The organism is Moraxella canis (assembly GCF_034424565.1).
GTDB classification, from domain to species: Bacteria; Pseudomonadota; Gammaproteobacteria; order Pseudomonadales; family Moraxellaceae; genus Moraxella; species Moraxella canis.
The window spans coordinates 270,296-282,444 of the sequence record NZ_CP139961.1; the positions used below are offsets into that span (position 1 = coordinate 270,296).

Here is a 12,149-nt window from a genome sequence, read left to right on the forward strand (position 1 = left end):
GATTTGCCATGAGTGAATTTTGTACCCTAAATATCGCCCCGACTGACTTGACCATGACGGTACTGATGACGCCTGATATGGCGAATTTTTCAGGGAATGTGCATGGCGGCACTATCTTGAAGCTGCTTGACCAAGTTGCGTATGCCTGCGCCAGTCGCTATGCGGGCAGCTATGTGGTGACGCTGTCTGTTGACCAAGTGATTTTCAAAGAACCGATTTATGTGGGTGAATTGGTCACTTTTTTGGCGCGTATTAACCATGTGGGCACCACATCAATGGAAGTAGGCATACGCGTGGAAGCGGAAAATATCCAAACTCGCACAGCGCGTCATACCAACAGCTGTTATTTTAATATGGTGGCTGTCGATCAAGAAGGCAAACCTGTGCCTGTACCACCTTTGGTTTTGGATGATCCGCTTGCTAAACAGCGCTACGAAATGGCAAAAAAACGCAAGGAGCTGCGCATCGAGCTTCAGCAGCACGAATGGTAAAATTTATGACGCCCACTTCATCCAATCGCCTGACCACCATCTCTGTGATCGGGCATACCAATGTCGGTAAGACATCGCTACTAAGAACCTTGCTGCGCGACAGCTATTTTGGCGAAGTACAAAACGCTTCAGCGACCACGCGCCATGTCAGTGCTGTTGATATACTAAGTAAAGACAATGTGCCACTGATCACTTTGCATGATACACCAGGATTAGAGGATGCCACAGGTGTGATGGATTTTTTACAGGATCATACCGATGGACGCGCCGATGGTGTGGAGCGCCTATCTGCTTTTTTACAGGCAGCTCATAATCATGATGCGCGACTAGACGGGGATTTTAGCCAAGAAGCCAAAGTCATCAAAAGCTTACTTGAGGCAGATATTGCCCTTTATATTATTGATGCCAAAGAGCCGGTGCTTGGCAAATATAAAGACGAGCTTGCCATCTTGGCTGGATCAGGCACGCCGATTTTGCCGGTTTTTAACTTCATTAATCATCCCAATCATCACATGCAGACTTGGCGCGAGATGCTGTCACGGCGTGCACTACATGTGGTCAATGCCTTTGATACGGTTGCTTTTGACTTTGAAAATGAGATGGCTTTATGGTCAAATCTTAGCCTGTTATCCAACCATGATCAAAATATCGAAAGACTCAAGCAAGAGCGCAGCGATACATGGCATGAGCTGATGGAAACTGGTTCTGAGATGATCGCTGATTTTTTGATTAATGTCGCCGCATATCACCAAAAAATCGCAAGCGACGCCGATGCTATACCAACACTTAAGCAGATGCAAAATGCGGTGCGTCAAGGCGAATCGATTCTACATGATAAATTACTAAATTTATATCGATTTTATCATCAAAGCATCACCTCTGAGCGGCTAGATATCACAAGCAGCACCCAAGATGTGTTTGATAGCGAGCTATTGACTCAGTATGGAATACGCACAGCAGGCGGTAGCGTCACGGGAATGATCATCGGTGCAGGCATTGATGTGGCGACTTTGGGCGCAAGCCTTGGTCTTGGCACAGCCATCGGCGGTGTCATTGGCGGACTTTTACCAAATTCCACCACCATCAAAGACAAAGCGATGGGCGTGCAGACGCTCATGATTGACGCACCGACGATCACATTGCTCGCCGCTCGTGCCCAAAATCTACACCATCATCTTAGACATCGTGGGCACGCCAGCTTCTCAGAGATTACCACCAGCGATCAAAATTTGCCTTGGCAAAGCGATAAATTACCAAGCCCGATCAAAAAAGCGCGCAGCCATCCTAATTATTCAAGTCTCAATGGCAGCTACGATGACAAGGCGGCGCTCAGATCGGATTTGGCGCAACATTTGGCAGAAGTTTTAGTTACGCATTTACAAAGACTCGATATGAATCACTAAAAGCGTCATTGATAGCCAAATCTTTAGGCAGATGCATCAGACCTAAGCTCACAAAGCAGCCCAATCACATGCGCGCTAAGATTAATTCAATCTCACCAAATCCAAGCGATCGCCTTCAAACAGCTCCATATCCGGCGCCAAAGTCACCATAAAGCGGTCAAAGTACAAAAGCTGCTTGGTCAATAACGCAAAATCTCTGGGGAAGTGGATGCCATGGCGCTTGCCAATGTCGACCATCTCCAGCATCATGGCATTTAGGCTATCGTTATTGACCGGTGCAGGCGCGGGGTCGGGTGTGATTTTGCCAAGCATCCGTTTTAGGTCATCCGCCAGATGATCAATGTTCATTTTATCGGAGGTGTGCGTCATACCGATATTGACCATCGCCTGCGCCATGCCATGATAATCATTCATTTGCAGACTTTGCACCAGGTTAAAGCATGCCTGCAGGCTGCTTGGCTGAATTTGACCCATTAACCCAAAGTCCAAAAAAGCAATCCGCCCATCATCAAGTAGCATCAGATTGCCTGCATGCAGGTCAGCATGGAACTCGCCTGTCATCATCAAGGATAAAAACCAAGTATCCAAAACATCATTCATGATCTTTTTGCTGTCTTTGCCCGCTGTCCCATCCCAAACGAGCGATTCATCCACCAGCGATTTGCCGGTCAATAAATCCATGACCAATACTTTTTTGGTGGATAATCTATGATGCACCTTGGGTGCAGTGACTTGAGTATTGCCCACTTGATGCAGATGCGCTAAGAATTTATCAATATGGCGACTTTCTGCCAAAAAGTCGGTTTCTGCCAGCATTCTGGCGCGCATCTCATCCACAATCGGCGCAAGATTTGCCGCTTTTAGGCTTGGTACTGCTTTTTCTAGCGCCCAAAATACGCTATGCAGCACTCCCAGATCAGTTTGCATCACTGTCTCTACGCCTGGTTTTTGGATTTTAAGCGCGACTTGCCTGCCGTCAGCAAGGACCGCTTTATGCACTTGAGCAATACTGGCGGACGCCAAAGGCTTAGGATCAATATAAGAAAAAATATCGCCCAATCCGCGCTCGGGCGTCTCAAGCTCATCAATCAAAACTTGGCGAATATGCTCAAATCGTACTGGCGTCGTCTGATCTAAGCAGCCTTGAAATGCCAAAACATACTCTCTAGGAAAAATAGAAGGCGTACTAGCGATAAACTGTCCAAGCTTAATATAAGTTACACCCATCTGCTCAAAGGCTTCACGAAGCAGATGCGCATCCATTTTATCGCCCTTAGCGATTCTGAGCGCTGATAAGCCTGCAACACTCGCAGTTTTTTGGATACGCCCTAAAACATGCACACCTTGATTTAGTGCGTTTTTGGCGGTGGATAATGGATTTTTTGGTAAGAATTTTGGCATAATCGTCGTTTGTTATTCAATAATTTGGTTTAAATGGTCATCAAAGACTGTCAATTCAATAGTCGCACAAAAATACATAAGCTGCCCAGACGCTCATGAGCCACAAACAGGACAGTGGGCATCACGGCAAATGCTTAGCTTTTTTAAGTGAAATCGCTCGCCCTGCCAAATCAGCAATTCATTGGCAATCGGATTGACACCCTTACCCAAAAAGCTAAGCGCAGCCTGTGATGCCAAAGCACCAATCACAGATACCGTACTTGCCAACACGCCAGACGTGGCGCAGCTCATCTCATCGCCCGCCTCCTCACCAAAGACGCATTGATAGCACGCCGTGGCAGTCGTATAAAGAGCAATTTGCCCCGTCTGAGCGATGGCAGAAGTTGATAACAGTGCAATCTTATGGTGATGACACGTGCGATTTAATACATCACGAATCAAAAAATTATCCGTACAATCGATCACCAGATCAGCAGTTTTGATAAATTGGGCGGCATTGGCTTGGGTGATCTTATCCGTGATGGCGGTGATGTTCACCCACTCGTTTTGTTTTTGTAGCGCATCTTTGGCAGCCAGTGCTTTAGATCTGCCGACATCTGATGTGGTGTATAAAATCTGGCGCTGCAAATTACTGACATCGACGACATCATGATCAATGATATCCACCGAGCCAATCCCTGCTCGCACCAAGACCTGAGCCACAGGACATCCTAAGCCGCCCATGCCCACGATAATCGCATGGCTGTTTTTTAGGCGGATTTGCGCTTCCAAGTCCCAATCTTCGAGTAGGATTTGGCGTGAGTAGCGCATCATCTCATCGTCGGTTAGGTGTGTCATTCTCCGCCTCTGTCATCTTGTCGATACTGTCCAAGCGTCGCACGGTCATTGGCACCATAATCTTGGACGGTGCGTACATTGGCATAGCCTGCTTGTTCATACAATGTGCGCACCGCCGCCGCTTGATCAAATCCATGCTCAATGACCATCAGTCCGCCATCATTGAGATACGCCCTGCCTTCTTCGATAATGCGGCGAATATCTGCCAAACCACTCTCGGCTGCCACCAGTGCAGTGATTGGCTCATGCTGAAGGCGTGCCAAATGCTCGTCGTTTTCATTAATATAAGGTGGGTTAGTGATGATCAAATCAAATTTATCTACCACCTTTGCAAACCAATCAGACTGCAAAACTTGACAACCAGCTTCAAGGCGCTGACTGTTCTGTGCGGCGATCTTTAACGCTTCAGCGCTGACATCGACGAGCGTTACCTGCGCTAAAGGCAGCTCAAGCGCTAATGTGATACCGATACAGCCTGTGCCTGTGCCCAGATCCAAGATGGTGATGGGTTTTTTGGTGTCATCTAGACGGTCAGCATTTTGCTTAAATTTGGGATGATTTAATACAGTTTCAATCAAAATCTCGGTATCTGCTCTAGGGATCAGCGTGTGTGCATTGACCAAAAATTCACGACCCCAAAAGCTTTGCCGCCCAATGAGGTAGGCAAGCGGCTCACCCGATGACAGTCTTGCCAAGCCTGCCTGAATGTTTGACAGCTCATCTTCGGTCGGCTGATAGTCGCCATCAGTGATAAAAAATGCCAACGGCTGATTAAGTACATAACTTAGCCAACCATCAAGCCAATGCAGCGGCAAAGCATCAGAACTAATACTTTTAAAAATCTCACGGATCTGGCGCACAGTCAAACCATGTAACTGAGTTATCGTTGGCACGGCTTATTCACCTATTTGGGGCTGGCTGATGTCAATATGCTTATTCACAAGATAAATCAAAAATAGTACAGGAATACCAACCAAAAAGGTAACTCCAAAGAAAAACGCATAGCTTGTTGCATCCACGATACTGCCTGAATAGCCGCCGATCAACTTTGGCGCCAAAGTCATTAATGATGAAAATAACGCATATTGCACCGCTGTAAAACGAATCGAAGTCAGCGCCGATAAAAACGCAATGAACACCGCACTTGCCAAGCCTGCCGCTAAGTTATCCGTAATCACCGCAAAGTACATCATAGGCACTGTCGGGGTGTAAAACAGTAAAATAAACAAAAGATTGGTCACACAAGCCAAGATGGCGCCAATACTCATCGCCTTAATGATATTCATCTTTTGGGCAAGCCAGCCACCAATGAAACCACCGCCAATACTGGCGATCACCCCCACTACTTTCACCGCCTCGGCGATTTGGGTCTTACTAAAGCCCAAGTCTTGATAAAAAATATTTGAAATATTGCCTGCGATGACGTCACTGATACGATATAGCCCAATCAGCGCCAACAAAAAGATGGCTTTTTTGCCATAGCGGCGGAAAAAATCCATCACAGGCTCAACCCAAGTTTTGACAGCCATTTGCTTGGGTACCAGCCCTGCTTTGACCAAGCCAAAGCCCATCAAGCCAAAGGCGGTCAGACTTGCCATAAAACGAAGCGTCCCATATATAAATCCAAGCAGCGTGCTGTCAGTCTCTGGCAGCACACCGCCCACGCCTCGGAACACCAAAATAAATGCAGCCACAGACAGCACAAACACCATCACCAATCTGACATAGTCTTTTGAGTCTTGAGTGACGGGCTTGACCACGGTTTTTGGTTCTGGAATGATCAGCGTGGTCAAAACACCAATGCCCATGACAGCCGCCATGATCAGATAGGTTTTTTGCCATGCTGCATAAGAATACGCCTCCATCGTCGAACCAAAAAAATCTGCCAAATACAGTGCACCTGCACCCGACACGATCATACCGATGCGATAGCCCATGACATAAGTCGCTGATAAAGCAGGCTGCATATCAGCAGGCGCGCTCTCAATACGATAGGCATCAATCACGATATCTTGGGAAGCTGAAGAAAAACCAAGCAAGACAGCGCCTGCTGCCATGACGCTTAGCATCGCTTCACTGCCTTGGGGATTGGTCATCGCCATCAGAATCAATGCACTGATGACCAAAATTTGGGTCAGTAATAGCCATCCGCGGCGTCTACCCAAAAGACGCGTCAGCACAGGTAATGGCAGCGTATCAACCAACGGCGCCCAAATGAATTTGAACGAATAACCCAGCGCCGCCCAGCTGAACATCGTCACCGTCGCGCGATCAATGCCGGCTTCACGAAGCCAAAGCCCCAAGCTTGAAAACACCAACAAGATGGGCACACCTGCCGCAAATCCCAAAAATAATAGTGCGACCGCCTGCTGATTAAAGTACGCCTGACGAAATGCCTGCCATGCGCTTGGATTGGCTTGATGCTGGATTTGACCGTTCATAATAGCTTGCTTAGGTTGAATGATGACAATGGAATAATAAAATTTTCCCATTTTACCTGAATTTTGTGCAGTTTACTTGTCATTTTGGTAAATTTTTCCTACCTTTTTTTGTTAAAATTCGGTATGATGAGCTGATTTATCTTGACAACCATTCATGCAAGGATCTTTATGGCCATTGACATCGTCATTAATCAACGTCATCTACAAATTCAGCTCAAGCAGCTTGAGACTGTTTGGCATACGGTAGTGAATGGCTATAATCTTAGCCAAGCGGCTGAGCTTTTGCACACCAGTCAATCCAGCCTATCTAAGCAAATCGCCGCACTCGAAAGTCAGCTAAAAGCAGATGTGTTCACCCGTCAAGGTAAGCGCTTAACAGGGCTGACGCCAATTGGCAAGGCGCTTTTGCCACACATTGAAGCGATTTTTGCCGAAATTCGCACCATCGAAAATTTAAGCCTTGATTTTAATAATGCTCAAGCAGGTACCTTAACCGTTGCCACCACACACACCCAAGCGCGCTATGTACTCCCCCAAATTGTCAAAGAATTTCGTGAAAAATTTGATAAAGTCAATCTGGTATTACAGCAGGCTGACCCCGAGACGATTGCTCAGATGGTGATCCGCGGTCAAGCCGATATCGGTATTGCCACTGAGTCGCTGCTTAATAATGCTGTGCTGCGCTGCCACCGCTATTATGATTGGTCACATGTGATTATCGTACCCAAAGAGCACGAGCTGGCGGAATTTGCCGATATGCCTGACGGCGTTGATTTACCGACCCTAGCCAGTTATCCGATTGTGACTTATCATGGCGGCTTTACGGGTCGGGGCGCGATCGATAAGGTCTTTGAAAAAGCAGGATTTTCTCCCGATATTGTTCTGGCGGCGCTTGACTCGGATGTTATCAGTACCTATGTCTCAGCAGGGCTCGGCGTTGGAATCATTGCTGAGATGGCGTATCAGCCCAAGCACTATCCTGATTTGGTTGCTATTCCTGTCAGTTATTTTGGGCGATTTACCAGTTGGATCGCGGTGCGTGATGACAGTGAGATTCGTAAGTTTGGTCACGAATTCATTAAATTATGCCAAGCACAGTTTGACCAAAACTAAACTTATATAAAATCTCTTAAAAACCACTTTTGACTGGTGGTTTTTGATTTTTAGGATTGATGATCATTTACAAAAAACACTAAAAATCCCCAAAAGGTCATTTTGGGGATTTTTAGTGTGATCACATTAAGCTAAGAACAGATACGCCCATGCGGTCACGATTAAGATGGCAATTAAGTTTAGCCAAAAACCGACCTTCATCATGTCTTTTTGCTTGACATGACCTGAACCCATAATGATGGCGTTCGGCGGTGTGGCAACTGGCATCATAAATGCACAAGAAGCACCAATACCGATGACCATGATCAATACTTCAGGCGGTAGCCCAAGCTGAACACCAATCGGCGCAAACAATGGTACAAGCAAGGCTGCAGATGCAGTGTTACTGGTAAACTCTGTCAAGAAAATGATAAACGCAGCAATCACCAAGATCACAAGCAGGCTAGATGATCCGCTTAAGAAAGTTGCGATACTCTCACCCAAGACTGCAGATGCGCCTGTGTCTTTCATGATATTTGATAAAGCAATACCGCCACCAAACAGCATTAAGACGCCCCAGTCAGTATTGTCCGAAATCTGCTTCCAGCTGACCAAACCAAGCATCAATACCGCCACCGCAGCAAACAAAGCGATGACTGTATCAGGACTGCTAAAGCCCAAAGCAGTGCCAAGCTGCTTACCAAAAATCCAGCTAGCAGCCGTAATGATAAACACAATCGTCGTCAAAATACGCGGCATGGTCATTGGGATGGCTTCTTGGGTACCAAGTTCAACACGCTGACCTAAGTTTGGGCGCAAGATCAGATACATGACACCGATCAAAAATGGCATGAGTACGATCGCCATCGGTAAGCCAAAACTCATCCATTCGCTAAAGCCGATGCCAAGCTCCTTGGCAGCGATCGCGTTTGGCGGTGAGCCAACCAATGTACCCAAGCCGCCGATAGAAGCAGAATAGGCAATGCCCAAAAGCACAAACAAAAAGGTGTTACGATCTTTGGTGGCGTCCACTTGAGCCAGCAAGCCAATCGCCAAAGGCAGCATCATGGCAGCTGTCGCCGTATTACTGATCCACATTGATAATGCCGCTGTGACGCCAAACATCATGATCACAGCACGCCCTAAGTGACCGCCAGCAAGCCCAATCAAGCCATAAGCGATTTTTTTATCCAGTTTTTGGACATGCAAGGTGGCTGCTAACGCAAAACCACCAAAAAATACAAAAATGATTGGGTCAGCAAAACTGGTCAATGCCGCTTTAGTATTAAAGTCAGGAATGCCAATAAATAATGCAAGTAGCGGCACCAAGATGGCTGTTGCGGTGACATGGATCGCTTCGGTTAACCACAAGATACCGATGAATGTTAGCAGCGCCAAGCCCTTATTTGCCAAAGGCTCAAATGGTAAAACAAACGCATAAAGCACATAAGCGATGATGGCTGCAATGACTGTGATGATAACGCCTTTGACGGCATCTGAACGCACCTCACCAGAGGGTGGTACGCCATCGTCATCATGCTGAAAATCTGTTCTCAGCGTAAAGTCTGTTTCTTTTGATTGATCTGATCGTGTCATATTAAATCCTTGATCATAAACTCTCATGCAGTGCCGATGATCTTCGTCAACACCCATAAGCTCACCCAAATCCACAAAAATCAACTTAAGCACAAAAAAGTCTGCAAGCCACGACTATGCAGACACTCCCTTTTGCCCATTGATTTTCCACTATTAAAAGTATGATAACAAAAATATAATAATTTGCAATGATTTTGTGACACCCATCAAACAAAGATTAGCAATTCATAGGTTTTATCTTGATCATGAGCGTGCTTAATGGTTAAATTTATAAACGACTTAACATCATCCCAAAAATTCGTTACAATACTCAGCATACTTTGACGATCAAATGATGAATACCATGAGCCAAACCACCCCTGAGAACTTTAAAGACGCTTATCACATCTTAAAAACCAATGCCGATAAACTTGAGCAGTCTCAAACCTTAGATATTGATAATCTGGTGACGATTGTGGAGGAGTCTTTGGCGGCGTACCGTGTTTGCCAATCTCGCATTGAGACAGTGGAGCAGGCGCTGCAATCAGCTTTTGAACAAGCAGAAGTCGCCACCCAAGACGCATAATCTTACGCTTTATTACACTCTTCTAGCAGCCTTTTATTCATCTAAAAAGCTGGATGACCAAATCAGCCCATCCAGCTTTTTATGTTTATTCTTTGATTTCAAAGACCTGCTTAAGATACGCCAAATAAGTGTCATCATCAATCATCGTCTTACCTGGACTGTCGGACAGTTTGGCGACTGGCTGTCCATTACAAGCCACCAGTTTGAGGACGATGTTTAGCTGCACCACACCCATATCATTGGTCAGGTTTGTACCGATACCAAAGCCTGTTTTGATTTTTCCCTTAAAATGCTGATGCAAATCCCACGCTTTTTGTAGGGTCAAGCCGTCGCTGAAGGTCAGAATTTTTGTTTTTGGGTCAATTTTTAGTTGATGGTAGTGTGCAATTGCCTTCTCGCCCCACTCATAAGGATCGCCACTATCATGACGAAGCCCATCAAATAATTTGGCAAAATACAAATCAAAATCACGCAAAAACGCATCCATACCGACCACATCGGTCAGTGCAATGCCCAAATCACCGCGGTATTCACGCACCCAACAATCCAGTGCCGCTTTTTGAGAATCTCTTAGTCGCACATCCAAAGCTTGAAAAGCTTGCATAAACTCATGCGCCATCGTCCCAATTGGCGTAATGCCAAGCTGCTTAGCCAAATAAACATTGGAAGTACCACGAACAATCTCAGGGCACGCTTCATAAAGCGATTTGACCACATGATATTGCCACGCTTTACTGAATCGGCGACGCGTCCCAAAATCAGCCACCGTAAAGGCTTTATCAGCAGACATCGGCTCGGCGCTTTGCTTGGCTTGATAGTCGCGCAATAACGCAATTTTGGCATCCAATCGTTTTTGACCTTCTGCCATGATATCATCCGTCACCAAGCGACGATAATAAAGCTCACTGACAATACAAAGCACAAAAATCTCAAAAAACATCGCTTGGATCATCGGACCTTCGATATCGATGTTTAAAAAATTATTGTCATCTGTAGAAACCGTAATAAAACGGCGCTTAAGCGAAAATAATTCTAAATAGTCCACAAAATCCGATTTAATAAATCGCAAGCCGCGCAAATAATCAAGCTCGTCTTGAGTGAATTTTAGCTGACATAAATAATCCAGCTGCTGCTCAAGATCTGCTTTAATCTCCCCCAAAGGAAAGGCGGTTTCGTGATTATTACGACAGCGAAACCGATAAACACCATGCGTCTGCGGAAACTGGTGTAGCATGGCTTGAAGCATGGTAAATTTATACAAATCATTATCAAGCAGCGATGTGACAATCGGTTCATCGGCGTTCAAAAAGACATTCATAAGCCTTAAATCCGTGGTTGATTCTTATAAAAATCCCTATCATACACAAAAACATCCTGATTTGCATCATTTTATGGGGTTTTTATCTATTTTTCATTAATTATACATTAATAATTATCAAACTTCTTCTGCCCCACGGTCAGCTGACCATAAATTATCTTGCAATCTGCCAATAAACCCCTTATTATGACAAAAGTTTATAATTTAAAAACCAAGTCCAATCCCTTTGACATGAATACTATCACGCCCTCTTATTATCCTAAGCTTCAAACTCTATCGACCGATGATCTGATCGTGCGGCTTTTTGATGATGCTGACTATCAAGCCATTCACGAAGCCATGCTAAATCACACGCTGCAGCGCATCGAGGATAAAAAGTCAGCACAGCATCATGCTGACGAGCTGTGGATCGTCGAGCATCAAGATGTTTATACGCTGGGGCAAGCTGGCAAGCCTGAACATATCTTATATCGCACAGACACGCCAGTGATCCAAACCGATAGAGGCGGGCAGGTGACTTGGCATGGTCAAGGTCAGCTGGTGGTCTATTGGTTGTTTGATCTGCATCGTTTGAATTTTGGCGTTCGAGATTTGGTTAGCCATGCCGAACAAGCTATCATCGATGTGGTTGGCGAGTATCTGCCTGATGCGCTGACTGTGAAAGCTCGGCGTGATGCACCTGGGGTATATATTTATAATCAAGCAGGCGATATGCTTGGCAAAATTGCAAGCTTGGGCTTTAAGATCAAGCAAGGCTTTAGCTATCATGGCATCGCCATCAATCTGATCAATGATCTGAGCGCATTTCATGCCATCAATCCTTGCGGCTATGCAGGAATGCCGATGGCAAAACTCTCAAGTTTTGAGCGATTTGATCAAGCTCAGATGGGTGAGTTCATCGCCAAATTGATCAAAAATATCGCTGAGCGTCATGCAGGTTTGGTTGAATTACGACCCCAAGATACGCTAAAATGAGCTTGTTTTTTTATCATCTTTTTAATTTCA

Annotated in this window: 11 protein-coding genes; 5 read left to right on the forward strand and 6 right to left on the reverse strand. The window is 45.6% G+C overall.

The features are described from left to right. Positions 1-8 precede the first annotated feature (8 nt). Together U0021_RS01150 and U0021_RS01155 are read left to right on the forward strand one after the other, a co-directional pair. The gene (locus tag U0021_RS01150; protein ID WP_114800793.1) at positions 9-491 is read left to right on the forward strand and encodes an acyl-CoA thioesterase; all 483 of its coding nucleotides are present in this window, start codon (positions 9-11) and stop codon (positions 489-491) included. Between the two features lie 5 nt (positions 492-496). Further along, the gene (locus U0021_RS01155) at positions 497-1,894 is read left to right on the forward strand and encodes a DUF3482 domain-containing protein (RefSeq protein WP_114800811.1); all 1,398 of its coding nucleotides are present in this window, start codon (positions 497-499) and stop codon (positions 1,892-1,894) included. Between the two features lie 81 nt (positions 1,895-1,975). On the opposite strand, the gene U0021_RS01160 is transcribed toward U0021_RS01155, so the two are convergent. From U0021_RS01160 to U0021_RS01175, 4 genes are all read right to left on the reverse strand, one after another. After that, positions 1,976-3,295: an ABC1 kinase family protein gene (locus tag U0021_RS01160; RefSeq protein ID WP_114800792.1), complete on the reverse strand. Its 1,320-nt coding sequence runs from the start codon at positions 3,293-3,295 to the stop codon at positions 1,976-1,978. 93 nt (positions 3,296-3,388) lie between these two features. Then, a complete protein-coding gene (locus U0021_RS01165; RefSeq protein WP_114800791.1) occupies positions 3,389-4,132 on the reverse strand; it encodes a HesA/MoeB/ThiF family protein in 744 nt (247 codons plus the stop codon). Continuing rightward, positions 4,129-5,025 (reverse strand): peptide chain release factor N(5)-glutamine methyltransferase, encoded by an 897-nt coding sequence (gene prmC / locus U0021_RS01170; RefSeq protein WP_327037529.1) that lies wholly within the window; start codon positions 5,023-5,025, stop codon positions 4,129-4,131. Before prmC ends, U0021_RS01165 begins: the two co-directional genes overlap by 4 nt. Positions 5,026-5,028: 3 nt before the next feature. Then, on the reverse strand, positions 5,029-6,573 hold the full coding sequence (locus tag U0021_RS01175) for an AmpG family muropeptide MFS transporter (protein ID WP_114800510.1): 1,545 nt from the start codon (positions 6,571-6,573) through the stop codon (positions 5,029-5,031). A gap of 168 nt (positions 6,574-6,741) precedes the next feature. Here U0021_RS01175 and U0021_RS01180 point away from each other — a divergent pair, with 168 nt between their 5' ends. Beyond that, on the forward strand, positions 6,742-7,686 hold the full coding sequence (locus tag U0021_RS01180) for a LysR substrate-binding domain-containing protein (protein WP_049235807.1): 945 nt from the start codon (positions 6,742-6,744) through the stop codon (positions 7,684-7,686). Positions 7,687-7,812: 126 nt separating this feature from the next. On the opposite strand, the gene U0021_RS01185 is transcribed toward U0021_RS01180, so the two are convergent. Beyond that, the gene (locus U0021_RS01185; RefSeq protein WP_078255768.1) at positions 7,813-9,261 is read right to left on the reverse strand and encodes an SLC13 family permease; all 1,449 of its coding nucleotides are present in this window, start codon (positions 9,259-9,261) and stop codon (positions 7,813-7,815) included. Positions 9,262-9,604: 343 nt separating this feature from the next. Between U0021_RS01185 and xseB the strand changes: the two genes are divergently transcribed. Continuing rightward, positions 9,605-9,826, forward strand: a complete 222-nt coding sequence (xseB, locus tag U0021_RS01190) for an exodeoxyribonuclease VII small subunit (protein ID WP_114800475.1) — start codon at positions 9,605-9,607, stop codon at positions 9,824-9,826. An 85-nt stretch (positions 9,827-9,911) separates the two neighbouring features. Here xseB and pncB read toward each other — a convergent pair whose 3' ends face one another. Then, entirely contained in the window at positions 9,912-11,144 is a 1,233-nt protein-coding gene (gene pncB, locus U0021_RS01195) for a nicotinate phosphoribosyltransferase (RefSeq protein WP_049235804.1), read from the reverse strand. Positions 11,145-11,375: 231 nt separating this feature from the next. Here pncB and lipB point away from each other — a divergent pair, with 231 nt between their 5' ends. After that, the gene (lipB, locus tag U0021_RS01200) at positions 11,376-12,119 is read left to right on the forward strand and encodes a lipoyl(octanoyl) transferase LipB (protein WP_114800511.1); all 744 of its coding nucleotides are present in this window, start codon (positions 11,376-11,378) and stop codon (positions 12,117-12,119) included. Positions 12,120-12,149: the final 30 nt, after the last annotated feature.